Origin of the sequence: Amycolatopsis nivea (assembly GCF_004522235.1) — a bacterium.
Taxonomy (GTDB): Bacteria; Actinomycetota; Actinomycetes; order Mycobacteriales; family Pseudonocardiaceae; genus Amycolatopsis; species Amycolatopsis nivea.
Window position 1 is genome coordinate 192,025 of record NZ_SDLT01000001.1, and the last position, 24,003, is coordinate 216,027.

Annotated in this window: 20 protein-coding genes; 5 read left to right on the forward strand and 15 right to left on the reverse strand. The window is 71.5% G+C overall.

Going from position 1 to position 24,003, the window contains the following annotated elements:
• Positions 1 to 11: 11 nt before the first annotated feature.
• Complete coding sequence (locus EIZ44_RS00920) at positions 12 to 1,181, forward strand: PucR family transcriptional regulator (RefSeq protein WP_134727405.1); 1,170 nt, start codon at positions 12 to 14, stop codon at positions 1,179 to 1,181.
• On the opposite strand, the gene EIZ44_RS00925 is transcribed toward EIZ44_RS00920, so the two are convergent.
• From EIZ44_RS00925 to EIZ44_RS00955, 7 genes are read right to left on the reverse strand one after another with little or no spacing between them, the layout of a single operon-like run.
• Positions 1,182 to 2,168, reverse strand: coding sequence for a hypothetical protein (locus EIZ44_RS00925; RefSeq protein ID WP_134727406.1), 987 nt, complete (start codon positions 2,166 to 2,168; stop codon positions 1,182 to 1,184). It lies immediately after the preceding gene.
• 19 nt (positions 2,169 to 2,187) lie between these two features.
• Positions 2,188 to 3,000, reverse strand: coding sequence for a DUF3592 domain-containing protein (locus EIZ44_RS00930; protein ID WP_134727407.1), 813 nt, complete (start codon positions 2,998 to 3,000; stop codon positions 2,188 to 2,190).
• A gap of 9 nt (positions 3,001 to 3,009) precedes the next feature.
• Positions 3,010 to 3,537: a hypothetical protein gene (locus tag EIZ44_RS00935; protein WP_134661689.1), complete on the reverse strand. Its 528-nt coding sequence runs from the start codon at positions 3,535 to 3,537 to the stop codon at positions 3,010 to 3,012.
• A 54-nt stretch (positions 3,538 to 3,591) separates the two neighbouring features.
• Positions 3,592 to 6,585 (reverse strand): hypothetical protein, encoded by a 2,994-nt coding sequence (locus tag EIZ44_RS00940; protein WP_134727408.1) that lies wholly within the window; start codon positions 6,583 to 6,585, stop codon positions 3,592 to 3,594.
• A 1-nt stretch (position 6,586) separates the two neighbouring features.
• On the reverse strand, positions 6,587 to 7,618 hold the full coding sequence (locus EIZ44_RS00945) for a hypothetical protein (RefSeq protein WP_134727409.1): 1,032 nt from the start codon (positions 7,616 to 7,618) through the stop codon (positions 6,587 to 6,589).
• Positions 7,615 to 8,913, reverse strand: coding sequence for a hypothetical protein (locus tag EIZ44_RS00950; protein WP_134727410.1), 1,299 nt, complete (start codon positions 8,911 to 8,913; stop codon positions 7,615 to 7,617). Before EIZ44_RS00950 ends, EIZ44_RS00945 begins: the two co-directional genes overlap by 4 nt.
• 26 nt (positions 8,914 to 8,939) lie before the next feature.
• Positions 8,940 to 12,212: an AfsR/SARP family transcriptional regulator gene (locus EIZ44_RS00955; RefSeq protein ID WP_205673003.1), complete on the reverse strand. Its 3,273-nt coding sequence runs from the start codon at positions 12,210 to 12,212 to the stop codon at positions 8,940 to 8,942.
• Positions 12,213 to 12,373: 161 nt separating this feature from the next.
• Here EIZ44_RS00955 and EIZ44_RS00960 point away from each other — a divergent pair, with 161 nt between their 5' ends.
• A complete protein-coding gene (locus EIZ44_RS00960; protein WP_134727411.1) occupies positions 12,374 to 13,588 on the forward strand; it encodes an MFS transporter in 1,215 nt (404 codons plus the stop codon).
• Between the two features lie 26 nt (positions 13,589 to 13,614).
• On the opposite strand, the gene EIZ44_RS00965 is transcribed toward EIZ44_RS00960, so the two are convergent.
• The 6 genes from EIZ44_RS00965 to EIZ44_RS00985 form a co-directional block, all read right to left on the reverse strand.
• Positions 13,615 to 14,142: a hypothetical protein gene (locus EIZ44_RS00965; protein WP_134727412.1), complete on the reverse strand. Its 528-nt coding sequence runs from the start codon at positions 14,140 to 14,142 to the stop codon at positions 13,615 to 13,617.
• Positions 14,139 to 14,288, reverse strand: coding sequence for a hypothetical protein (locus EIZ44_RS44555; protein ID WP_167753930.1), 150 nt, complete (start codon positions 14,286 to 14,288; stop codon positions 14,139 to 14,141). Before EIZ44_RS44555 ends, EIZ44_RS00965 begins: the two co-directional genes overlap by 4 nt.
• 80 nt (positions 14,289 to 14,368) lie before the next feature.
• Positions 14,369 to 14,854 (reverse strand): bacterioferritin, encoded by a 486-nt coding sequence (gene bfr / locus EIZ44_RS00970; protein WP_037811561.1) that lies wholly within the window; start codon positions 14,852 to 14,854, stop codon positions 14,369 to 14,371.
• 78 nt (positions 14,855 to 14,932) lie between these two features.
• Positions 14,933 to 15,121 (reverse strand): (2Fe-2S)-binding protein, encoded by a 189-nt coding sequence (locus EIZ44_RS00975; protein WP_037717597.1) that lies wholly within the window; start codon positions 15,119 to 15,121, stop codon positions 14,933 to 14,935.
• A gap of 246 nt (positions 15,122 to 15,367) precedes the next feature.
• Positions 15,368 to 16,195, reverse strand: a complete 828-nt coding sequence (locus EIZ44_RS00980) for a DUF1932 domain-containing protein (protein ID WP_205673004.1) — start codon at positions 16,193 to 16,195, stop codon at positions 15,368 to 15,370.
• Between the two features lie 43 nt (positions 16,196 to 16,238).
• Positions 16,239 to 16,814, reverse strand: a complete 576-nt coding sequence (locus EIZ44_RS00985; RefSeq protein WP_134727413.1) for a PadR family transcriptional regulator — start codon at positions 16,812 to 16,814, stop codon at positions 16,239 to 16,241.
• Between the two features lie 68 nt (positions 16,815 to 16,882).
• Here EIZ44_RS00985 and EIZ44_RS00990 point away from each other — a divergent pair, with 68 nt between their 5' ends.
• Positions 16,883 to 17,272 (forward strand): nuclear transport factor 2 family protein, encoded by a 390-nt coding sequence (locus EIZ44_RS00990; RefSeq protein WP_134727414.1) that lies wholly within the window; start codon positions 16,883 to 16,885, stop codon positions 17,270 to 17,272.
• A complete protein-coding gene (locus EIZ44_RS00995; protein WP_134727415.1) occupies positions 17,269 to 18,027 on the forward strand; it encodes an SGNH/GDSL hydrolase family protein in 759 nt (252 codons plus the stop codon). The genes EIZ44_RS00990 and EIZ44_RS00995 overlap by 4 nt, the downstream gene beginning before the upstream one ends.
• A gap of 138 nt (positions 18,028 to 18,165) precedes the next feature.
• Here EIZ44_RS00995 and ggt read toward each other — a convergent pair whose 3' ends face one another.
• Both ggt and EIZ44_RS01005 read right to left on the reverse strand, forming a co-directional pair.
• Entirely contained in the window at positions 18,166 to 19,962 is a 1,797-nt protein-coding gene (ggt, locus tag EIZ44_RS01000; protein WP_134727416.1) for a gamma-glutamyltransferase, read from the reverse strand.
• Positions 19,963 to 20,090: 128 nt separating this feature from the next.
• Positions 20,091 to 20,726, reverse strand: a complete 636-nt coding sequence (locus tag EIZ44_RS01005) for a TetR/AcrR family transcriptional regulator (RefSeq protein ID WP_238605868.1) — start codon at positions 20,724 to 20,726, stop codon at positions 20,091 to 20,093.
• Positions 20,727 to 20,804: 78 nt separating this feature from the next.
• Here EIZ44_RS01005 and EIZ44_RS01010 point away from each other — a divergent pair, with 78 nt between their 5' ends.
• Positions 20,805 to 23,990, forward strand: coding sequence for a carboxyl transferase domain-containing protein (locus tag EIZ44_RS01010; protein ID WP_205673005.1), 3,186 nt, complete (start codon positions 20,805 to 20,807; stop codon positions 23,988 to 23,990).
• The last annotated feature ends 13 nt before the right edge of the window (positions 23,991 to 24,003 follow it).

Consider the following 24,003-nt stretch of genomic DNA (forward strand, 5'->3'; position numbering starts at 1 on the left):
CGTGCTGTGACATGTCACAACTGTCGTGGCGCAGCTTCGAGCACCGGCTGCCGAAGCTGGCCGAGCGGACGATCCGCCGGTACGTCGAGACCTCGCCGCACTACCGCGGCAAGGCGCCCGCGCACCTGCACCAGCACATGGCGCACACGGTCCGCGAGTTCGGCCGGATGTTCTCCCGCGCGGCGCGGGAGGGGGACGGACCGCGCGAGGACGAGCTGGAGCTGTTCCGGCAACGCGGCCGGGAGCGAGGCGCGGAGGGGCTGCCGGTCGGCGAGTTCGTGCACGCCTACCTCTTGGTGGCCGAGGAGATGTGGGCGGAGGTCGACGACCTGTCCGGCGGGTCTCCGCCGGACGGCGCGGCGGCGGTGCTGCTGAAGTGCACGCACCGGGTGATGAACGCGGCGGTGCAGGCGCACCAGAAAGAATTCCAGACCGCGGACCACGAACAACGCGAGGCGGCGCGGGCGCTGGTGCGGCGGCTGGCGGCGGGGGAGTCGATCCCGGAGCCGGCGGACGTCCGGCTCGCCCCGGCGTACGGCGTGCTGGCGCTGCGGTTCGCCGTGGACCCAGCGGATTCCGTCGGCGACGCGGTCGGCCGCCATCTCGCCGGGCAGCGGAAGGTGCGGTTGCTGTTGCAGCACCTGCGTCGCGAACTCTCCGGAGACGTGCTGGCCGCGCTGGATCCCGACGGCGGCCTGTTGTTGCTTCCGTCCGGTTCGGACAATGCCGAAGCGGTGCTGGATGAGGCGCGGTTGGCGGTGCCGCGAGCGCATCAGACCACGGGCGTGGAGATCACCGGCGCGTTCGCCCACGCGGCCGAACTGTCGGAAATCCCGGCGGCGGTGGCAGAAGCGGAGCGGCTGCTGCGGTTGAACGCAGTCCCGGATACCGTTGCGGTGCTTGCGGATCATCTCTTCGAATACCAGCTGAACCACGACAGCGCGGCCACCCCGCAGTTGCGCGCGCTGGCGGCGCGGCTGGATGGCGAGCCTGATCTGACGACGACACTGCGGACCTATTTCGAGACAGACTTCAATCGTCGCGAGACCGCGCGGAAGCTGCACGTCCATCCGAACACAGTGGACAATCGCCTGTCGCGCATCGCCAACCTGACCGGCGCGGATCCGCGCACCGCCAAAGGACTTTTGCTGCTCGGCGCCTCGCTGGGACTGACGGGCTGATCACCCAGCGAGGGAAGCGCTGCCGTTGGGGCCGGTGACCGTAACGCGGATGGTGCGAGCGGACGGCAGCTGCACAACGGTGACCTGCCAGGTCTGCGGTGTTCCGACGTCGAGGGTCTGCAAGGCTTTCCGGACCAGGCGCGGGATCTCGGTGACGGGCAGGGTGCGCAGGTCGAATCGCGGGACCTGGACTCCGGGCGGGGCGAAGACGACCGTCAGCCGGTGCTCCTGGACGACTGCGGTGAGCGTCTGCGAGACGTCCGTGGCCTGGGCCAGCCCGTCGACGGCGCGGCGCAGTTCTCCCTCGTCCAGCAACGATTGGTCGGGGCCGACGTCGACCGTCGCGGACCCCGAGGAAGTGGTCTCCGTGGAGGACGCGGGCGGCGGTGACGGAGCTTCCGGAGCGAACAGTTCGGCGCGGAAGAGCCCGAGAACGGCGCCCGCGCCGAGCAGTATCCCGACAAGGGTGAGGGCGCCGGCCGCGCACCCCTCCGGCGGCGGGGCGACCAAAGCGGACTCGGGAGCGGGTTCGATGACCGCTTCCGCCGCCCGGCGCTGCCATTCCGGCGTCGGGTTGTCCACGAGCCGGACCTTCCACGGCCGCTCCGGCGGGTAAGCGACCACCAGGACGTCGCCCTTGCGGTAGCTCGGGAGATCGACCAGGTTGACCGTGCGGGTCGCCGTCGCGCGATGCGCCGGCTGCCCGTCCGGCGCCACCGTGAGGACGAACTCGACCGGGAGATCGCCCGTTTCGGTGCCGCCGGCGCGGAGGCCTTCGATCCGGGCGAGTGCCACTGTAGGCGGGACTGCCGCCTCGCGGGCGCGTCGCGGCAGGCCGCCGAGCCAGACGAGAACGCCGTAGCCGAGCGGAATTCCGAACCCGGCCACGAACAGCGGAACACTTTCGACGATGATCCCGACGACGAGCGAGCAGACGGTCGCTCCGACGACGATGCCGGTCAGGAAACCGAGCGCGATCGTGCGCATGGACGTGCTCCAGACTTGGTCAGCGGGAAACCGGTTCCACCAGAACGGCTTTCGGGTCCTGCGGGTCGTAGCGGACCCGCACTGCCGAACCCTCGGAAGGGGCTTGGAAGAGCGGCGTGATCATCGTGGTCACGGCCTCGCGCTCGCCGGTCTCGGTGGGAAACCGCACGTGGACGCTGAATCGCGGATTCCCCATCACCCAGACGTTGGTGAAATCCACCCGGGTGAGGACGCCCGTCACCTGGCGGCCGCACCGCCGCAGCGCCTGCTCGCGATCGTCCGCCTCGGCCGCGCGGAGGAAAGACCGCAGCAGCACCACGATCAGGACCAGCGCGATGAGCCCGGACACCGCGGGCACTAGAAACGGCTCGTAGTAGATCACCCAGTCCACATCGGACCACGGCTCGGCCTTGCCGTCGAGGAAGGGCAGCCGTTCGCCCACCGATTCTGGCGGTGTCCACGACGGAGCCGCCACGCCGCTGCCCAGCGTCACGCCGAGCGCTGCCGCCAGTGAGCTGGCCCGGAAGCTGATCCCCATGCGGCGCAACGACATCCCGCCGCCCCACAGCATCGCGAATCCCAGCGACGACGCGATCGTGACCGCCAGGCTGAAGAACAACACGAGCGAACCCGCGGGTCCCGCGTCGGCCCCCCACGCGCCGACGCGGTTCAGCGACATCAGGCGGAAGCCGTCCAGCAGCCCGAGCGCGCCGGACCAGCCGGCGACCGCCCAGGCGAGCGTCGTGGGAATCCCGAGAAGCCACAGCCGCCGGCTTGACGCGCGGTTCTGTTCAGGGTCGTCCGGGAACCCGAATGCCAAGGAGTTGAACACCGCGGCCGCCTACGCGAGCGGGCCGAAGACGGCGACCTTCGCCGGATCGGCGGGGTCGAGACGGGCTTCGTGCCGGGTGCCGGGCGCGTACTGCTGGATCGTCGCCTGCGGGGTGATCAGCGGGGTGACCGTCCGGTACATCATGCCGTCGGCGCGGGTGACCTCCAGAGTGGCGGTGTACTGCGCCTGCCCGGCGACCGTCCGGCCGGTGGGCTCCAGCGCGCGGATCACCAGAGTGGCCTTCTCGCCGGTGTCGTACAGCCGGCGCAGTTCGGTGCCGTAGGCCTGCAGTTCCTGCTGCTGACGCAGCTGCTCCTGCATCGGCAGCGCCAGGAACGCAGCCATCTCGGGGTCGGCCGCGACGTTCCGGTACGCCTGCGCGGCCAGCTGCGGCGTCGGCAGCTGCGGGGTGATGTCGTGCCCCTGCGCGGCGGCCGCCTGCCGGAACTGCTCGGCGTGCTGCTGGAAGTCCTGCGCGCCCTTCGCCATGCCCTGCTGGGTCGCTTCGTTGATCTTGTCGCGGATCTTCTTGAACATCGGGTGCCTTTCGCTGTGCCGGTGTGCTGGACACAGCTTCGGGCGGGCGGGCTGCTACCGAACCCAAGTTTTGGCGTCGTCGGTGGCGTCGAGGCAGGTCAGGGCTGCCCAGAAGATCGGGGAATGGGCTGGTTCGGGTCGTTCGCGCCAGTGGGCGAGCCGGGCCCGCTGCCAGGCACACACCTCAGCAACCGGGTCCGCTCCGGCAAGCGCGGTGTCCACGGCGATGATCAACTCAGCCATCGGATCCGCGCCCGGCACCGCGGCCGACGTCGGCAGCGCCCACACCGTTGCGGCCACCAGCCCGGCCCCGGCGGCGACCGCGGCGAGCAGGACGCCGAACGGTTCCGGCAGGCCGAAGTCGCTCGCGCTGGCGCAGCCGATCAGCGCGACCCGCGGGGGCATGTCCACTTCGGACAGTGCCAGGTCGGCAGCGGTGAACGGCCGGTGCGCCCCGATCGGTGCGGCGGTGCCGGGCAGGTCGGCCGAGCACGACAAATGCAGCGCGGTCTGCGCACCGTGGACGTCCTGGATGCGGCTGACGTGCCCCGCGAACAGCAGCCGCGAACACGGTTCCGCCAGCAGGTCGGCGAGGAGCTGGCGGTCGGTGTCGGTGCGGCGGACCAGGTCGAGGCCGCGCGCGGCGGCGGGGCGGACGGGGCCTGCGGCGAGTTGTGCGTCGAGGTGGCGGATCAGCGGGGAAGCGGCGGTTTGCTTGCCGAGCACGGAGCCCAATTCGCCGAACGCGCTCTGCCCGGGGATCCGCGGGTCGAGCAGGTAGACGGGCGGTCCGGCGGGAGCCGGTTCGCGGCGCGGGATTCCGGCGGGGGCGAGCAGCGAGACGTCGGCGAGGTCGAGGATTCGGACGTCGCTGTCGAAGCAAGTGTCGACGTCGTCGGCGTCGAGCGCGTGGTCCGGGCGACGGTCGGGCAGGGCGAGCAGGCCCCACGGGACCGCGGCGAGCGCGGGGGACGGCTGGATTCGCAACAGCGGACGCGTGGCGCGCCGGAGTTGCGCGACGAGATCGGCGGGCAGGAGGTTGAGCGCGAGGACGCGAGCAAGGCGTTGCTCCGCGGCGAAACTGCCGAAAGCGTCGAGCGAACGACGGACCGCGGCCGCGACCGGCTCGCCTTCCCGCGGTGTCGGGGAAGCCTCGGCGAGGAAGCCGCGCGCGGTGTCGACGAGATCGGCGTCGATGGGGTGCGTGCGGACAGAGTCGAGGTCGCTGGTGGTGCGCCAGCTGAGGTAGGTGTGCCCGGCGTCGGCGTAGCGCAGGATGAATGTCTCGCGACCGGGTGCGGCGGCGGGCCAGGTCTCGACAGTCCCCGGCACCGATCCGCATCCGTAACGTTCGGCGGCCAGCTGGGACCAGGCGTCCAGCTCCATCGGCGAGGACGGCGACCACCGCAGCCCGGGCGGCGCGGCGAGCCGGAGCGGTAGCGACGAGGTGACCGAACCCAATGCTGCCAAGGGAAGCTGACCGTCCTCGACCGCCGGGGCCAGCGCAGGGAGCGCGCCGGTGAGGTTCAGCGAACGGTCCTCCGGGTACGCCCCGACTGCGCACGCGCGTTCGATCAGCTCCGCGGTCAGTCGCGTTTCGCCGAGTTGGGTCAGCAGGACCATCAGCAACTCCGTCGCCGGACCCGCGACGCTGTTCGCCCACGCTGTGCGGGCCTGAGCCGACGCGAACGCGAACCGGTACTCCTGCGCGGCGAGGGTCACCGGCAACAGCAGGTCCAGCACCGCTCGCGGGTCTTCGCCGCGTTCGTAGCCGATCGCGGCCGCGAGATAATCGGCTCGCAGGCACTCCAGCCATTCGCCCGACTCGCGCGCCGCCGCCTGGAGCTGGGCCACGTGCTCTTCCGCCGACGTCCAGTCGCCGTCGGCCGCCGCACAGCGTGCCAGCGCCGCTGCGAGCCGTCGCGCGCCGGGCGTGTCGCCGTTCGCGGCCCACAGCTTTCCCGCGTGCTCGAACTGTTCTCGCGCCTGCCCTGCAGCACCCGCGAGCAGGAGCAAGCTGCCCAGCGCGTAGCTCGCCTCGGCGACGTCGCCGGTCACCCCTGCGGCAGCGAGTTTGTCTCGGGCCTGGACTATCGCCGCCATCGCGCCGCGGAAATCTCCGTCGAGCGCGCGGGTTTCGGCCAGGCTGATGGCGAATTTCGCCGCTGTCGGACCTTCGTGCCGGGCGTTGAGCCGCAGGAAATCCGCCGTCGCGTCCGCTTCCTCGCCGCCTGCCTGGCGGATCCGGGCGCGTTCGGCCCGCGCCATTGCTTGCAGCGCCGCCACCTCGTCACGGACCTCGGCTATGTCCGCGAGGCGGTCCAGGCTAGTGAGGATCTCGTCGATCGCGTCCCGCGCACCGGCCGGGTCCCCGGCGGCCACCTGCACGCGCACTTCGAGGATGCGCAACTCCAGTTCGTCGGCACCGTGCGGGTCGAGTTGTTCGCGCGGGAACTGGCCGGGTTCGGCGGCCTTCCGGAACGCCGCGCGCCGCCGCTGATCCGCCAGCAACTCGCGTGCCCTGGCGAGGTCGCCCTCCTCTGTGGACAGTGAGATGAGGACGCGTTCCGCTACCTCGCGAGAGCCTTCGATCATCCGCAGTTCGGCGTACTGTCCGAAGTGGACGATGGCGGCGGTGCTGACCGCGAAGACGTGGAGGACGGCTTCCGCGCACTGGCGCGCATTGCGGAGGTCGCCCGCGGAGTAGCAGACCGTGGCCAGATCGCTGACCGCGGCGACTTCGAGGCTGACGCGGTCGAGCTGCTGAGCGAGCTGTCGCATCCGTGCATAAGCCCGCTGTGCACCGGCGACATCCCGTGCCGAGGCGAGTTTCTTGGCCTCGTTCTGGACGGCGAAGGCCTCGGCGAGCAGCGCATCGTACTCGGCTTGGCTCAGCGAGCAGGCGGGCAATTCCTGGTACGCCACTGGGTCGAGACCGAAATGCCTTGCGACACAACGGCAGTTGTAGCCGTGCGACACCGCATCGGCGAGTTCGGCAGGCAGCGGCCGGTCCGGCGACGCGAGCGGAGGCGGCAACCCCACGAGCACGTCAGAACTCCTCGTCGGCTGCGGCTCGCTCAGCCAAGGTGCGGGCCTCCGGCGGCAACGATTCGCGGGACCGCACCAGGGAGATCACCTCTGCGCGGTCCTCGGACGTGGTGCCGTCGACGTCCGGGCCTGCCGCGCCGACGATGAGATCGATCCGGCCGGAGGACGTCGCTGCGAGCCTGGCACCGGCTTCGTCCAAGTCGGTCGTTCCAGCGAACCCTGCGCTGCCCAGGTGCAGGGCAACCTCGGCGAACGGCTCACCGTCGTGGGTCGCCATCGCGGTAAGCGACGCGTCGTTGAGCGCGCCCGAGACCTCGACATCGAGCCGGGCAGCGGTCCTGGTCGCGACGATCCGCCAGGCCACCGTGTCCTCCGCGGCGTCCAGAACACCGGGCGGCACCCGCGCCCAGTCGACACTAGCGCGTCCCTCGGCCAGTACGCCCTCGCCAGACGCGGCGGGGCCGGAACCCGCCGCCAAGGCGTACGCACGTTGCCCTGGAGCCACCCGCGCCGCCAGTGAGGCCGCGGCTTCGGCCCGCTCGAGGTCGTCCTCGCGGTTGAACCAGGCCGAAAGCTGCTCGCACAGACGGCGTACTTCATCGGCCACCGGTCCGGCCACGGCGACCAGACCCGCGCTGACGGCCTGGTCGAACAGCTCAGCCGGGGTGGCCTCGAACCCGTCGAGCAGTCCCTCGGCGACGTCCGCGGTCGCGACGGCCGCTTCGAAATCCAGCAGCGCCGGATCAAGCGACGGGATTCCGATCAACGGGCTGGCAGGCCACCAACGCCGAGCCCACAGCAGCAGTGCGAGGCGGGCCAACTCCGGGCTCGCCGGGACGTCGACGTATCCGTCCCGGAGCGCGGTCAAGCTGGCTTCGGCGCCGACGAGCCTGGTCAGCCATGGTTCGGCCGCGCTGGCGTCGGTAAGTTCGATTCGCATCGACGGCACCGAAGCGCCCAGCAGATCCGTCAGCGCGAAGCGAATGAGGCCGCCGTCCGCCGCGAGGACCGGAGTGTGCACTGGATGGGTCACGAGGCGGCCTCCAATCGCGGCAGGTTGGCGACGAGTGCGCGGCGCACTTTTGTCCGCAGGTCGAGCGAGGTCGACCGGACCACCCCGGTGAGGAGGTCTCGGAAGTCGTCCGGGACCTCTCCGCAGACGTCGAAGCCGTGCAGCCGCGCCCACAACCGGGCGAGGAAGCGCTTCGCGAATTCGCGCAGTTCCCGGAGGATCTCGGCGTCCGGCTGCGCGGTGAGGGCCGTCGAACCGGCCAGCGCCCGGCGTGCGTACAGGACGTATCCCTCCCGCGCGACCTGAGCGTTGAGCCGCTGGGCGAAGCCCGGGAGGTCGCGGGGCCCGTCGAGCGGCCGAAGCGCGGGCGCGAGGACGACCCCGAGCACGAAACACGTTGCCAGCACGGGTAATTCCAGCCCGAACCCGGCGGCTGCACGGCGGAGTTCCTCGTCGACCAGGTCGGCGACGGCGCTTTGCCCGTCCACCCGGCGCAGCGTCGCTCGGACCCGGCGTTCGATGCTGCGTTCGAGAAGCCCGTTCCCCGTTTCGTCGCGCTGGCTCAACGGAGGTACAGCAGTGCGTTCGCCGCGTTGCAGGCCGAGATCAGGCGTGGGCAGACCGGAAATCTCGCGGACGGCCCGGGTGAGCACGGCAGCACCGCCGGGCTGCCGCAACGCGAGACCGAACGCGTGCCCAGCGGGGGAGTCGGCGAGCTTCTCCCAAGCCTCGTCGGTGAAGCCGTCGGCGACCGCGTCGAGCAGCGCGACGAATGCTGCGGGAGATCCGTCCGGTGCCGCAGCCCAGCGACGGCGCAATTCAGCGGCCAGTTCAGCGGCGCGCTGGGGATCAGCGAGGTACTGGCTCACCTGATCGACCCCGGCCGCACCGTCTTCGCCGTGCCATTCGCGCAACGCCGCCGCGGCCCGCTCCGGCGCGGAGTCGTCCGGCATGCCGAAGCCGGTCGCGAGTTCGTAGGCGAGGGGAAAACACACGTCCTGAACGTTCCCCGCGGTGATGCGCAAGGCCCGCCGCTGGCGCTTGAGGTGGGTGAACCACGCCGCCGTGGCGCGCAGCCGCGCCGAATCGGCCAGCAGCAAATCGGTCACTTCCGCCGCGGCGGCCGGATCCAGCAGCGGACGGCCCAGCCGGGTCCGCGCCGAGGTGCGGATCACGAGCGGGTCGATGATCTTCTTGATCGTGCGCGTCAGCGGCCCGCCGTCGGCCGCCGAAAGCACCTCGACGTCCGGGATCCGCTGCCAGGCCCGCGCGAGAACAGCCGAGCGCAGCTGGGACTGCCCCTCGCCTGCCGTCATCACGCCCCCCTCGCTCCGACTGCACTTTATCCTGCCGGGCAGTTCCGCATCCGCGCGGAATTCGCGCACTCAGCTGTTCCCGCCGCGATCGCGGCTTCGACGGACAACCCCGCGCCACGCTGGAACGCCTCGGCGAAGCCGGATTCCGAAAGGATCGCTTGTGCGGCCGCGGTAATGCGGTCCGTGTCGCCGCGTTCGGCGCGGGGGAGCGGCGCGTCGACCCGGCGGCGGGCGGCGTCGGCGGTGCCCAGCAGCAGTGCGGCGCATTCGGCGGTGCCCTTCCGGGCGGCCGCTCCCGCCAAGCCTTCCAAGGACAGCGCCAGCGCACGCGGTTCGTCGAGCGTCCGGGCGATGTCCAGGCTCCGGAGATGAAAAGCCGTTGCCTGCCCGGCATCGCCACGGAGTTCGGCGACGAATCCGAGTTCCGCGTACAGCAAATGGTCCCCGGCCAAGGAGGACAGGCCGGCGTAGCTGTCGCGGATGTGGTGTAGGTGCTTCTCGGCGGTGTCGAGGTCGCCGGAGCGGCGCGCGCCGAGGGCGAGGCCCATCTTGGCGTGGATCTGGCCGTAGGTGTAGCCGTGTTCGACGGCGATGCGGTGCGCCTGCTGGTGCAGGTCGCGAGCGCGTTCCCAGTCGCGCTCCAGCAGCGCGAGCCTGCCGAGGCCGGACAGCCGGGCGGCCACCTCCGCCTGCAGTTCCAGTTCGCGGGCGATCGCGAGGCCGGCGTGCTGACGGTCCGCCGCGTCCTGGTAGTCGCCCTTGATCTCGGCGAGGGCGGCCAACGGTGGAATGGTCTGCATTTCGCCCCAGCGGTCGCCGAGAGCGCGGAAGAGCGCGGCGCTGCGGACGCCGTCGCGGCCGAGACTGGCGAGGTCGCCGCGGACCAATGCGAGCATGGCCCGCAAGCCCAGCGCCGCGGCGACGCCCCACTGGTCTTCCTCGGCGGTGAAGAGATCGAGGGCGAGGGCGTTCGTTTCAGCACTGGCTGTCGCGTCGCCGACGCTGAACAGGCTGTAGGCCCGCAGCCACAGCGCACGACCGCGGCGGATCGGGTCGCGAATGGCCGCGGCGTCGGCGGGGGCGGCGGATTGGTCGCCGGTCAGCAGGGCGAAAGCGTGGTGCAGCACAGCGAGTTCCGCGTCCGGGGATACCGCGTCGAGAACGGTCGAGAGGGCGCGGCGGCCTTCGGCGAGACGGCCGCGAAGCAGCCACCACCACGAGAGCGCCGTCGTCAGCCGGACGGCCTCCTTTGCGGCGCTCGCGCGGACCGCCTCGTCCAAAGCCGCGCGCATGTTCCCGGCTTCGGCGTCCAGACGCGTGAGCCAGGTTCGCTGTTCGTTGCCGCGCAACCGGGGCTCGGCTCGCTCGGCGAGAGCCAGATAGTGGCGCAGGTGCCGGATGCGGGTTTCGGCAGCGTCCGACATTTCGTGGAGGCGTTCGGTGGCGTAGGCGGCAACCGATTCCAGGAGCCGGTAGCGGATCCCGGCGGGCCCGTTCGCCACGACGACGAGAGAACGGTCCACGAGCCGCGTCACGAGGTCGAGCACCTCCTCGTGCCGGACGCCGTCTCCCGCGCACACCGCTTCGGCGGCTTCCAGGTCGCAGCCGTCGCGGTGGACGGCCAGCCGCCGCAACACGATCCGCTCCGGTGCGCTCAGCAACTCCCAACTCCAGTCGATCACCGCGCGCAGAGTCTGCTGCCGGGCCGGGGCACCGCGCTTTCCCCGGGTCAGGAGCGAAAACCGGTCGCTGAGCCGCGTCGCCAGCTCACGGACGCCGAGGCCGCGGACGCGGGTGGCGGCGAGTTCGAGCGCGAGCGGGATGCCGTCGAGCCGACGGCAGATTTCGGTGACGGCCTCGAGATCGGCGGGCGCGCAATCTTCCGGTTGCCGGGGAAAACCGGGCGCGGACGCGGCGGCCCGTTCGACGAACAGCTTCACCGCTTCCGTCGTCGGCAGCGGTTCCACCGCGAAGACGCCTTCGCCCGGGAGGCCGAGAGGTTCCTGGCTGGTGGCCAGAACGCGCAGTCCAGGTGCGGAGTGCAGGAGCAGTTCGGTGAGTTCGGCGGCGGCGTCGACCACGTGTTCGCAGTTGTCCAGCACGAGCAGCGCGCGCCGGTCGCGCAGTGCGGCCGCGAGACGCCGCGCCGGTGCGGCGGCCCCGGTGCTTGGCGGTGTCGCGGAGGAGTCGTCGCGGATGCCGAACGCGGCTGCGGCAACTTCGGCGAGGTCGTCGGCCGTCCCGTCGCGCACCCCGGCGAACTCGACCAGCCGGACGCCGTCCGGGAATTCCGCAGCGGCTTCGGCTGCGGCCGCGACGGCCAGGCGCGACTTGCCGACCCCGCCGGGACCGGTGAGGGTGACGAGCCGCGTCGTGCCCAGCAGGCCGGTCAGCTGCGCGAGTGCCTGCTCCCTGCCGATGAGCGGGGTGAGCGGGTTGGGCAGGTTGCTGTGCGGGCGCGGTGCGGCGGCGTGCGGGGTGAGCGGGTTGGGCAGGTTGCCGTGCAGCTGCGGTGCGGTGGCGGCGAGCCCGGTGGGCAGGTTGCCGTGCGGCGGCGGTCCGGCGGCGAGCCCAGGATCCTGCCGGAGCATCGCTTCGTGCAGGGCCCGCAGCTCCCGGCCGGGGTCGACGCCCAGCTCCTCGGCGAGACGTTCGCGCAGTTCCGCGTAGGAGGCGAGCGCATCGCCCTGCCGCCCGCTCAGGTACAGGGCTCGCATCTGCACCCCGCGCAAGCTTTCCCGCAGCGGGTGCGCGGACACGAGGACCGCGAGTTCGTCGGCTGCGGCAGCGTGGTCTCCCGTGTCGAGCCAGGCTTTCGCCCGTTCCTCCGCCGCGGTCAGCCGCTGCTCGGTCAACCGGTGCGCGTCCGCCCGCGCGAAATCCTCGTCCGCGAAGTCCGCGTACGCCGCTCCGCGCCACAACTCCAGCGCCTCGGTGAGCAGCGCCGCCCGGCTGCGCGGGTCCGGGGTCGAGCGGGCCCTGGCGACGAGTTCGCGGAACCGCCGGGCGTCGAGGTCTTCGGAGCGCTCGATCCGCAGCCGGTACCCGGCGGGCTGGCGTTCCAGCCGCTCCCGGCCGACGACCCGGCGCAGCTGGGACACCTTCGCCTGCAGCGCACCGAGGGGCTTGCCCGGCAGCTCGCTGCCCCAGAGGTCGTAAAGGAGCCGGTCAGCGGAGACCGGCCCGCCGTCGCTGGCCAGCAACACCGCGAGCAGCCTGCGGACCTTGGCCTCAGGCACGGCGACCGGTTCCCCCGTGTCGTCCCACACCGCCAGCGGGCCGAGAACCCCGAACCGCATCCCGTCGCCCCCGCGCTGTCGTCAGATCGCCGTCAGCCGATCGTAAGCAATCCCGAAGCCCCCGTCCGCAGAGTGGTCGCCGGGGCGCGGAAGGAACGGTCCGACGACCGGACCCGGAAGCGACCTCCACCAGCAGTCACTTCCAGAAGAGAAGCCGGAGCATGAGCACCACACCAGAATCCACTGTGGAGACCGCAGCGGGAGAAGACCCGGCCGGACCGCGGTTTCCGCTGTTCGCGCTGCTCGCCCTCGCCACCGCCGTGTTCATCACAAGCCTCACCGAAACCTTGCCCGCCGGCCTGCTTCCCGCGATGAGCGGTTCGCTGGGTGTGAGCGAGTCCGCGACCGGCCAGACCGTCACGATCTACGCGCTCGGCACGGTGCTGACCGCGATCCCGCTCTCCGGAGCCACCGCGGGCTGGCGAAGGAAACCGCTGCTGCTGACCGCGATGGCCGGGTTCGCCGTTGCCAACACGGTCACGGCGGTGTCGTCCGAGTACTTCCTGACGATGGTCGCGCGGTTCGTCGCGGGTGTCGCAGCCGGGCTGGCCTGGGCGCTGCTCGCCGGGTACGCGCGGCGGATGGTCCCCGCCCATTTGCAGGGCCGGGCGATCGCAATCGCGATGGCGGGCATCCCGGTCGCGCTGTGCCTCGGCGTGCCCGCCGGGACCTTCCTCGGCCAGGCCGCGGGCTGGCGCACCGCGTTCCTCGCCATGACCGGCCTGACGGCGGTGCTGCTGGTCTGGATCGCCGCCGCAGTGCCGGACTTTCCTGGCCACCGCAGCGGCGAGCGGCCGAAGCTGCTGCCGACACTGCGGGTGCCCGGGGTCCTCCCGGTGCTGTTCGTGACGCTGGTTTTCGTGCTGGCGCACACGATCCTGTACGCCTACATCGCCACCTTCCTCGCCGGACTCGGCATGGGCGGAAGCACCGATCTCGTCCTGCTCGCCTTCGGCATCGCCTCGATCGCGAGCATCTGGCTCGTCGGCGCGCAGATCCACCGGCGGCTGCGGCTGCTGACCATCGTCAGCTCGCTGCTCGTCGCCGCGGCCGCGCTGCTGCTGGCCACCATCGCGCACGATCCGGTGCTGATCTACGCGTCGGCGGTGCTCTGGGGCCTCGGCTGGGGCGGCGTGCCCACCCTGCTGCAGACCGCGGCGGGGGAGGCGGGCGGAGAATCCGCCGACGCCGCACAGGCGATGCTCGTGACCCTGTGGAACGTCGCCATGGCGGCGGGCGGCGTCGTCGGCGGGGTGCTGCTCGGCCTCGCGGGCAGCGGCTCGTTCCCGTGGACCGTACTGCTGCTGATGCTGCCGGTGATCGTGGTCGTCGTGGCCGCCCGCAGGCACGGCTTCCCGGCGGAAACCCAGGGCTGACCGGGCGCACGACCCGCCCGCGGAGCTCAGGCCGAGACGAGGCTCGTGACGGCCCAGGTGACGCACGCGACCCCGGCGATCTCGAGAACGATCGCGACGAGCAAGGTCCGCGCGGTGCTGATGTTGATCGCTCGCGAGTTCTGCAGCACCGTGAGCCGGGTTTTGGCGACTTCCCTTTCCGCGTAAATCGACGGCGCGTTCCAGTAGCGGTCCTCGGCGATCAACGGCGTGAGGTTTTTCAGCGCGATCGCGTCGCTTCTTCGCGGCGCGTTAGTGAAGATTCCGGCGGCCGCGGCGAGCACCAGCAGTGCGGCCGCCAGGTACAGCGGAAGCTTGACCGCGTCCGGGAGCACGAAGTTCTGGGCTTTCGTCGACAGCGCGGAGAGCCCGAAAAGCAGCGTGACCAGCGTTCCGGAAGAACTGATCACCGCCAGTCCGCGGACCTGCAGGGAACTCGCGTTCGCGCGAGCGTTGTCGATCTCTTTGTCTATCAGGCTCGCGATGACCGGCCCGGATTTCTTCGCGCTGTCCGCCGGTTCGGGCCCGGCGGTCATTTTTCGCGGTCTTCCGCGGGGTCAGGAAGAATGCCGCCATCGAGGACTTTTTCGGTCCCGATCGCCGGATAGTCGAATTCCGACTGAGGGGACGGCGGCGCGGCCGGGATCGGCGGGGTCGTCTCTGTGCGGTCGTCGTCGGACACGGCGTCCTCCGGGGTTCGGCAGTGCCGGATTCTGTGCCAGTGAGTCGCCGTGCCGCGGTGTTTCGTTACCCGGGCGGAGGTCAGCCCGCGGTGGGCGGTTGATCCACGAGCTGCGCCAGATACAGCTGCTCGCCGAGTTTGTCGATCAGCTCCAGCTGCGTTTCCAGGTAATCGACGTGATGCTCCTCGTCGAGAAGGATTTTCTCGAGCAGGTTCGCGCTGCCCGCGTCGCCGTGGGCGCGGCACATCGGGATGCCGGGCCGGAGCCGGTCGAGGACGTCGATTTCGATCGCGAGGTCCGAGGAGAACATCTCGGGGATCGTCTGGCCGACGTTGATCGGCAGAAGCCGCTGGTAGTTCGGGAGGCCGCCGAGGAGCAGGATGCGGTCGGTCAGCCATTCGGCGTGGTGCATTTCCTCGATCGACTCGGCGCGGGTTTGCGCGGCCAGCTTCGTGAATCCCCAGTTCGCCTGCATGCGGGCGTGCAGGAAGTACTGGTTGATCGCGGTCAGCTCGCTGGTCAGCTGCTCGTTGAGCAGCGCGAGAACTTCGTCGTCGCCTTGCATCGTCCGCACCTCCGGCCTCGACCGGTCCGGATGCTACCCACGCGTGATGCGCCTCACAACCGGAGCGGAACGTGCCGGTCAGGCGCTGTGCGCGAGGTCCTGCGGTGCGGCGCGCTCGAGAAGGATCCGGTTCAGCCGTTCGTGACAGGTTCCGCAGCCGGTCCCGGCGGCGCAGCGCTCGCCGATCTCCTCGACGCTGCGGGCTCCGGCCATGACGGCGGCCTCGACCTGCGGCATCGTCACAGCCGCGCAGACACATGCGTACATCGCCGACGACACCCCTTTGCCGGTCCGGGTGATTAGGTAAGGCTAAGCACAACAGATCAACTGGGGTCTGGCAAGGCGCGGGCCGAGTGGCCGCGGTCACGCGGGGCGGGCGACCGCGGCATCGGCCGAGGGGCTCGCGGGTGACGCCCGGGCCGCCAAGAATCCCCGTCGGTCGCGTGTGGACTGCGGACGCGAGCTGGAACTCGGTTTTGCGGCATCGTCGGGGAAGAGCGCGGCCCGGCCCGGTCACTCGCGATGCAGGCGGCGCAGCGTGGCCGGAAGGTCGAGGCCGAAGTCGTCCTTGTCGTCCGCCCAGCGCGACATCACCTCGGCCGCGCCGGTGGCGAGGGCGTCCGGGAGACCGAGCGCCCGTGCGGTTTCGGCGACCTCCAGCATTTCCGGCGCCCATCGCCAGGCCCGCGCGGCCGCGGAAGGCAGCCCGTCGGTGTCCGCCAATGCGTTGCCGCCGAAGGCGTTCGCTTCCTTGAGCAGGTGGTCGCCGACGCCGTAGTCGTCGGCGATCGCATGGCTGACCGCGGCCAGCGCACGCGAGGCCTTCTGGAACGATCCGTAGGCCATCTTCACCGCGCTCGCCGCGCCGATCCGTCCGCCCAGCGGCACCGGTTCGGCTCTGCTGCCGGCCAGCAGTCCCCGCACCAGTTCGACGGCTTCGTCCGGGCCGGACAGGTAGACGCGGGCGGTCGAGCGCTCGTCCGGGGGAGGGCCGATGATCGATCCGTCCACCACGGTCGCGCGGACCCGGTCGGCGATCGCGACCGTCCGATGCGGACTGATCGCGTTCGCCTCGACGCAGATCCCGCGGTAGTCCTCGAGGCTTCCGGCGACTTCCTCGGCCGCGGCGGGCGGGCAGATCGAGAACACGACCGCGCTCCGCTCGAGGAGTTCGGGAATCGTCTCCGCCGCGGTCAGCCCGGTCTCCTCGGCCCGGCGCGCGGTTCCCGCCGACCGCCCGGCCGGGCACCACAACACCCGATGCCCGCCCGCGATCAGTTGCGCCGCGATCGCCGAACCCATCCGGCCCGGATGCAACAGCCCCACCGTCGTACCCGTCACCGCACGGGTATACGTCACCCAGGACGGTTCCGCCACCGCCGCGCTAGGCAGGCCTGGAAACGCCCGATTCGGCGCGCTGCCGGAGGATTCGCGCGGCGTGCTCGCCCCACCGCAGGTTCTCCTTCTCGAACGAGATTCCGCGCAGCAACGTCAGATAAGGCCCGACGCGGTCGTTCTCGCGCAAATAGTCGCTTTCCGACCGGCCGTCCAGCATGCGCTCGCGCAGCCGCTCGAACCGGGCGAGCTTGGCGCGGCTCCACTCCATGCGTTCCTCGACGGCGGCGATCACCGCCTCGGCGTCGCCCGCGTCGCTTCCCTGCACCTTGACCAGGAGGTCGTCCCGGATCGTGGTGGGCTGGACCGGCGTCGCGGTGAACTCGTGCAGGGCGCGCCGCCCGGCGGGCGTAAGGCGGAACACGCGCTTGTTCGGCCGGCGTTCCTGCTCGACGACGCGCGGCGCGATCATGCCCTCGGCCGAGAGCCGTTCGAGCTCGCGGTAGAGCTGCTGCGGGGTCGTCTGCCAGAAGTTGGCGACCGACGCGTCGAACGACTTGGCCAGGTCGTACCCGGAGAATTCGCCCTCCAGCAGGGCGGCGAGGATCGCGAACTTCAAGGACACCTGGACACGGTAACACCCCGGTGATTAATCTCGGCTGCACCTAATCAACAAAGTTAGTAGGAGGCAGCGTGCACCCGTTCCGCAAGGCCGTCGAAAGCGGCGACCACACCGCCGTCGAAGCCCTGCTCGCCGACGACGTGACCTTCACCAGCCCGGTCGCGTACCGGCCGTACCCCGGCAAGCCGGTCACCTCGGCCATCCTGCGCGCCGTGAGCCGGGTTTTCGCCGACTTCCGCTACGTCCGGGAGATCTCCAGCGCCGACGGGCGCGACCACGCCCTCGTCTTCACCGCGAAGGTGGGGGACAAGGAGATCAACGGCTGCGATTTCCTGCACACCGACGACAACGGGCTGATCGACGACTTCGTGGTCATGGTGCGCCCGCTGTCCGCGGCGACGGCGCTGAGCGAAGCGATGGCCGCCCGGTTCGAGCAGATCAAACAGGAGGCCGGTGCGTGACCATCCGTTATGTGGCCTTGGGCGACAGCCAGACCGAGGGCATCGGGGACGGCGACGAGGCCACTGGCCACCGCGGCTGGGCGGACCGGTTCGCCGAGCATCTCGCCGCGACCGGCGAGCGGGTGGAGTACGCCAACCTCGCCGTCCGCGGACGCCTCGCGGGCCAGGTGCGTGCCGAACAGCTCGCTCCGGCCCTGGCTCTGCGGCCGACGCTGGCCACCGTGGTCGCCGGAATGAACGACGTGCTCCGCCCCGGCTACGACGCCGGCGCCGTGGAAGCGCACCTGACGGCCATGTTCGCCGCACTCACCGCCGCGGGCGCCGAAGTGGTCACCCTCGCCTTCCCCGACCTCGGCCGAATCGCGCCGATCGCCGCGCCGTTGCGCCCGCGAGTCGCTGATCTCAACCGCCGGATCCGTTCCGCGGCAGCCCGATACGGGGTAACAGTCGTGGACTGCGACCGGCACGAGGTCGCCAGCGACCCACGCCTCTGGTGCGCGGATCGCTTGCACGCCAACCCGATCGGACACGCCCGCATCGCGGCGGCCGTCGCGCACAGCCTCGGCCTCCCCGGCAGCGACGACAGCTGGAGCGCCCCGCTGCCGCCCGCCGTCCGCGAACCGGTGTGGCGCACGGTCGGCGCGGAACTCCGGTGGCTGGCGGAGTTTCTCGGCCCTTGGCTGGTCCGGCGGTTGCTCGGCAGGTCTTCCGGGGACGGCCGCAGCGCGAAACGTCCATCGCTGCTTCCCGTGTGAGCGCGAACCCGTCGCGGTCTGCCGCGGCTCAGCACCGGGAGCGGCAACGCCGATCGAGACGGCCGCGCGATCGGTGCCGGTCCGACAGCGCACCGCGCGACGGCCCGCCGCCCGGAAAGGCGGCGGGCCGTCCAGGCGTCAGTGCTTCCCGTTCACCACAGCCGCGGAAGTGCCGCCGCGTCGTGCCGGTTCCCCGGCGGCCAGCAGCTGTCCGTGCGGCAGGAATTCGATCCCCGCCGCCACGCCGATGCTGCCGGCGTTCTTGAACTGCTGCCCCAGCGCCTCGAGACCCTTCACCACGGGCAGGGCGAGGAATCCCGGTTCGGCGTCCGTGGTCGCCGCGTTGCGCTGGGAGGCGCGCGGGGCGGCGATCGCGTCCGGCAGGGTCATGCCGAGGTCGAGCCGGTTGACCAGGATCTGCAGGACGGTCGTGATGATCGTCGCGCCGCCCGGCGAACCGACCGCGAGGAAGGGTTTGCCGTCGTGCAGCACGATCGTCGGCGACATGCTCGACCGCGGCCGCTTGCCCGGCGCGGGCAGGTTCGGGTCGGGCGCCGAACCCTGCGTCGGGGCGAAGTTGAAGTCGGTGAGCTCGTTGTTCAGCAGGAACCCGCGTCCCGGCACGGTGATGCCGCTGCCGGCCAGCTGCTCGATCGTGTTGGTGTAGGACACGATGTTGCCCTGCTTGTCGGTGACGACGAAGTGGTTCGTGTGCTGCTCATTGCTGTCCGACGACGCCGCCGGAGCGGTGGCGCAGCCCGAACCGGTCGCGTACGGATCGCCCGGCGCGACTGGGCTCGACCCCGCCTTGGCCGGGTCGATCAGGCACGCGCGGGTCGCGGCGAACTGCTTGGAGAGCAGTTGCTGCTGCGGCACGTTGACGTAGCGCGAGTCGCCGATGTACCGGTTGCGGTCGGCGAAAGCGAGCCGGCTCGCCTCCAGGTAGTGGTGCAGCGCCTGCGTCTGGTCCATTGTGGACATCGGGAAGTTGCCGAGGATGTTCAGCGATTCGCCGACGGTGATGCCGCCGCTGGACGACGGCGCCATGCCGTACACGTCGTAGCCGCGGTAGTTGATGTGCGTCGGCGTGCCGTCGAGTGCCCGGTACGCGCGCAGGTCGGACAACTGCATCGGGCCGGTCAGCGGGGTCGTGGTGCCCGGCGCGGCCGGCGGGTTCTGCACCGTGCGCACGAGATCGCGGCCGACCGAGCCGCCGTAGAACGCGCCGATGCCCTCGCGCGCGATCTGCCGGTAGGTCGCGGCGAGATCGGGGTTCCGCAGCACGGAACCGGCCTTCGGGGCGGCTCCGCCGGGCAGGAACAGCTGGGCGCTGGGGGAGAAGTGGCCCAGCTTCGCCGCCACGGACTGCGTCTGCCGCTCGAACTCGGGCGTGACGACGAACCCGCGCTGCGCGACCTTTTCCGCGGGCTTGAGGTTGTCCGCGAGGCTGAACTTGCCCCAGCGCTGCAGCGCACGCTGCCAGGTGGCGAGCATGCCCGGCACGCCGACGGACCGGCCGCTCTCGACAGCGGTCTCGAAGGCGTACGGCTTGCCGGTGGCCGGGTCGATGAACATCGACGACGAGTCGCCTGCGGGCGTGGTCTCGCGCCCGTCGATGGTGGACACGGTCTTGGTGCGGGCGTCGTAGTAGACGAAGTACCCGCCGCCGCCGAGCCCGGCGACGTACGGGTCGGTCACGCCGAGCGTCGCGGCGACGGCGACCGCGGCGTCCGCGGCGGTGCCTCCCCGGCGCAGCACGTCGATCCCGGCCTGGGTGGACTCGACGGTGTCGGAGACGACCGCGCCTCCGGAACCCTGCGCTACCGGAGTCGGCGGCGGCGCCGGTCTCGCCGAGGCAGCGGGCGCCGCGGCCAGTGCGCAGACGGCGGCGAGCCCGGTGGCCATTGTGGAGGTGAAGATGCGCTTCACAGGCATGGCAACCCTTTCTCGGCGGTGCGCCCGGGACCCCGGACCGGGCGCACCGGGTAAAGCGGCGGTGAAACCAGGGAGGTCCTGTTTAGCATCCGGCGCGCCGAGATGACAGAAGCTTCGCGGCGGCGGGGTCAGCTCCGGCCGGCGGGCTTCTCCGGCGGCAGCCCGAGCAGCCGCAGGTACATCCGGGTGAGATCGGCGAGGATCCGGTCCCGGCGTTCGGGGTGCCGGGCCAGGACGGGCGCGAGGACCGCGACGAGACCGCCGCCGCCGAGCGAGACTGTCTCCGGGTCGGCGGCCGGGTCGGCCAGCCCTCGCTCGGCGAGCCGGCGGATGTAGCGGCCGCCCCGTTTCGTGGGCAGCTCGTGGATCTCCTCGCGCAGTTCGGCCATCGCCGGGTCCGCGATCGCCTGGTGGTCGAGAACGGTCAGGAAGGACAGGTTCTCCGCGTACGCGTCGAGGTACGCGGTGGTGGTCGCCGCCGCCACCGCCCACGGGTCGTCCGGGTCGAGGCCGGTCAGCTCCTGCGCCTGCACCAGCTGGTCGCGCACCTGGCGCGCGAGCACCGCGAAAACCTCCTCCTTGGCCGCGAAGTACACGTAGAACGTGGCGCGCCCGACCCCGGCCTCGCGGGTGATGTCCGCGACCGTGGCCAGCGCGAAGCCCTTCGTTTCGAAGACGCGGCGGGCGGCGGCCAGCAGCACGTGCCGGGTCGCGCTGTCGGCGCGGTCGAGCTTCTCGCGCACGGCCCAGGTTCCGGATGCCATGGGCGCCAGCATACCTATTGACGTTGACGTCAATGTCAACGCAGGATGAGGGCGGCTCACGTCCCGAAGGAGCAGCCCTTGCCTTCCGTCCTCATCGCCAACCGCGGCGAGATCGCCCTCCGTGTCCTGCGCGCCGCCCGCGCTCTCGGCTGGCGGGCGGTGGCCGTCAAAGCCGCCGAGGAGCCCGACGGCCCGGTGCACCGGCTGGCCGACGAGGTCGTGGTACTCGCCGGGGACCGGCCGTACCTCGACGCGGACCAGCTCGTGTCGGCCGCCGAACGCACGGGCTGCGAGCTGCTGCATCCGGGTTACGGCTTCCTGTCCGAAAGCGCCACGCTGGCGGAACTGTGCGCGGCGCGCGGGGTCCGGTTCGCCGGGCCGGACGCGGCGGTGCTGCGGACGTTCGGGGACAAGGCGGACGCGCGGCGGCTGGCGGAGAAGCTCGGTGTGCCGGTGCTCCGCTCGACCTCGGACGTCGCCGAGGCTGGCGCGTTCCTCGCGAGCCTCGGCGCGGGGCGCGGGGTGATGGTCAAGGCCGTCGCGGGCGGCGGGGGACGCGGGATCCGGCGAGTCGTCGACGCGGCCGAACTGCCGGGGGCGATCGAGCGGTGCCGGTCGGAGGCGTTGCGGGCGTTCGGCGATGACACCGTGTTCGTGGAGGAGCTGGTGCCGCGGGCGCGGCATGTCGAGGTGCAGATCGTCGGCGACGGCACGGGCTCGGTCAGCCACGTGTGGGACCGCGAGTGCAGCCTGCAGCGCCGCCACCAGAAGGTGGTCGAGGTCGCGCCCGCCCGCACGGTGCCCGAAGAGTGCCGGGCGAGCCTGCGCGACGCGGCGACGAGGATGACAGCCGCGGTGTCTTATCGCGGATTGTGCACCGTCGAATTCCTGGTCGACGCGGACGATCCGGCGCGGTTCGCGTTCCTGGAGGCGAACCCGCGGATCCAGGTCGAGCACACCGTCACCGAGGCGGTCACGGGACTGGATCTGGTGGTCGCCCAGCTGCGGATCGCGGCGGGCGCGGCGCTCGGGGAACTCGGGCTCGCGCAGGAAGACATCCCGCCCGCACGCGGGACGGCCGTGCAGTGCCGGGTCAACCTGGAGGAACTGCGGCCGGACGGCACCGCGCACGCCACGGCCGGGCGGATCGAGGCCCTGGACCTGCCGGGCGGGCCGGGGGTGCGGGTCGACACCGCCGCGCACGCCGGCACGGTCGCGACCACGACGTACGACTCGCTGCTGGCGAAAATCGTCACGCACGTCCCGTCGGCGGAGCTGCCCGCGGCGATCGACGCCGCCCGTTCGGCGCTGGCCGAGGTGCGGGTCGACGGACCGGGCACGAACACGGACTTCCTCCGGGAACTGTTGTCCCGCGACGAAGTCCGGCAGGGATCGGCGACGACGTCCTTTGTGGACGAACACCTCGCCGAGCTGGTGCCGGAACATCGTCCGGCTGCGGCGGAAGGCGACGGGATCGCGGCCGACTTCGCCGGTTCGGTGGTCTTCGTCGCCGAGCCAGGCGCTCGCGTCGCGGCTGGCGACCCGGTCGTGGTGCTCGAAGCGATGAAGATGGAACACGTGCTCGCGGCGCCGGTCGCGGGCGTGGTGCGGTCTGTCCACATCGGAGTCGGTGACCTCGCCCGGCCCGGGCAGCCGCTCGTGGAACTGACCGCGGACGCCGACCAGCACGGGGCGAGCAGCGGGCCGGCCGAACCGGACCCCGCGCACGTGCGGCCGGACCTCGAAGAAGTGCTGGAGCGGCACCGGGTCGGTCTCGACGAGGCACGTCCGGAAGCGGTGGCGAAGCGTCGGCGCACCGGGCACCGGACCGCGCGGGAGAACATCGCGGATCTGTGCGACGACGGCAGTTTCCTGGAGTACGGCGCGCTCGTGATCGCCGCGCAACGCCAGCGCCGCAGCGAAGCGGACCTGATCGCCGCCACCCCGGCGGACGGCCTGGTCGCGGGAATCGGCACGGTCAATGCCGAGCACACCGGCGACGCGCGCTGCGTCGTGCTCTCCTACGACTACACCGTGCTCGCCGGCACCCAGGGTTTCATGAACCACGAGAAGACCGACCGCATGCTGGATCTCGCTGCGCGGCAACGGCTTCCGCTCGTCCTGTTCGCCGAGGGCGGCGGCGGGCGGCCGGGCGACACCGACGTGGTGACGGCGGGCGGGCTCGATCTCGACACGTTCGCCGCGATGGGCAGGCTCAACGGGCTGGTGCCGACTGTCGGCATCGCGTCCGGCCGCTGCTTCGCCGGAAACGCGGCGCTGCTCGGGGTGTGCGACGTGGTGATCGCGACCGCGGACGCGAACATCGGCATGGGCGGCCCGGCGATGATCGAGGGCGGCGGCCTCGGCGTGCACCGGCCGGAGGAGATCGGCCCGGTTTCGGTGCAGGAACCCAACGGCGTGCTCGATCTGGTCGCCGCGGACGAGGCCGAGGCAGTGGAGCTGGCGCGGCGGTACCTGTCGTACTTCCAGGGCGACCGTCGCGAATGGACAGTCGCGGACCAGCGCCGGTTGCGGCACGTGGTGCCGGAAAACCGGGTCCGGGTCTACGACGTGCGGCGCGCGATCGAGCTGCTGGCCGACGAGGATTCGGTGCTGGAGCTGCGCCGCGGATTCGGAGCGGGCGTCGTCACGGCACTCGTGCGCATCGAGGGCAGGCCGATGGGCTTGCTGGCCAACAACCCGCGCCACCTCGGCGGTGCGATCGACGCCGACGCCGCGGACAAGGCCGCCCGGTTCCTGCAGCTGTGCGACGCGCACGGGCTCCCGGTCGTGTCGCTGGTGGACACACCGGGATTCATGGTCGGCCCGGACGCCGAGCGGACCGCGACCGTGCGCCGGTTCGGCCGGATGTTCGTCGAGGGCGCGCATCTGGACGTGCCGATGGTGGGCGTGGTGCTGCGCAAGGCGTACGGGCTCGGCGCGATGGCCATGGCGGGCGGCGGGTTCCGGGTGCCCGAAGCGATGGTCGCGTGGCCGACCGGCGAGGTCGGCGGGATGGGCCTGGAGGGCGCGGTGCGGCTGGGCTACCGCCGCGAACTCGACGCGATCTCCGACCACGCCGAGAAACAGCGCGAGTTCGACCGGCTTCTCGCCGAGAGCTACCGCCGCGGCAAAGCGCTGGCCGCGGCGACCGTGTTCGAAATGGACGACGTGATCGACCCGGCCGACACCCGCGCCTGGATCACCCGGACGCTGCCGCGCGAGCGCACGGCCGGTCCCCGCAAGCGCATCGACACGTGGTGACGAAGGAGCCCGA

What these genes read in the sequence shown, in the direction of transcription:
- EIZ44_RS00955 (WP_205673003.1), bottom strand. Translation starts at nt 12,212, where the DNA reads ATGCGGTTCGGGGTTCTCGGCCCGCTGGCGGTGTGGGACGACACGGGG.
- EIZ44_RS00950 (WP_134727410.1), bottom strand. Translation starts at nt 8,913, where the DNA reads ATGACGGCAGGCGAGGGGCAGTCCCAGCTGCGCTCGGCTGTTCTCGCG.
- EIZ44_RS00920 (WP_134727405.1), top strand. Translation starts at nt 12, where the DNA reads ATGTCACAACTGTCGTGGCGCAGCTTCGAGCACCGGCTGCCGAAGCTG.
- EIZ44_RS01005 (WP_238605868.1), bottom strand. Translation starts at nt 20,726, where the DNA reads ATGGCATCCGGAACCTGGGCCGTGCGCGAGAAGCTCGACCGCGCCGAC.
- bfr (WP_037811561.1), bottom strand. Translation starts at nt 14,854, where the DNA reads ATGCAAGGCGACGACGAAGTTCTCGCGCTGCTCAACGAGCAGCTGACC.
- EIZ44_RS00965 (WP_134727412.1), bottom strand. Translation starts at nt 14,142, where the DNA reads ATGACCGCCGGGCCCGAACCGGCGGACAGCGCGAAGAAATCCGGGCCG.
- EIZ44_RS00935 (WP_134661689.1), bottom strand. Translation starts at nt 3,537, where the DNA reads ATGTTCAAGAAGATCCGCGACAAGATCAACGAAGCGACCCAGCAGGGC.
- EIZ44_RS00925 (WP_134727406.1), bottom strand. Translation starts at nt 2,168, where the DNA reads ATGCGCACGATCGCGCTCGGTTTCCTGACCGGCATCGTCGTCGGAGCG.
- ggt (WP_134727416.1), bottom strand. Translation starts at nt 19,962, where the DNA reads ATGCCTGTGAAGCGCATCTTCACCTCCACAATGGCCACCGGGCTCGCC.
- EIZ44_RS00960 (WP_134727411.1), top strand. Translation starts at nt 12,374, where the DNA reads ATGAGCACCACACCAGAATCCACTGTGGAGACCGCAGCGGGAGAAGAC.
- EIZ44_RS00975 (WP_037717597.1), bottom strand. Translation starts at nt 15,121, where the DNA reads ATGTACGCATGTGTCTGCGCGGCTGTGACGATGCCGCAGGTCGAGGCC.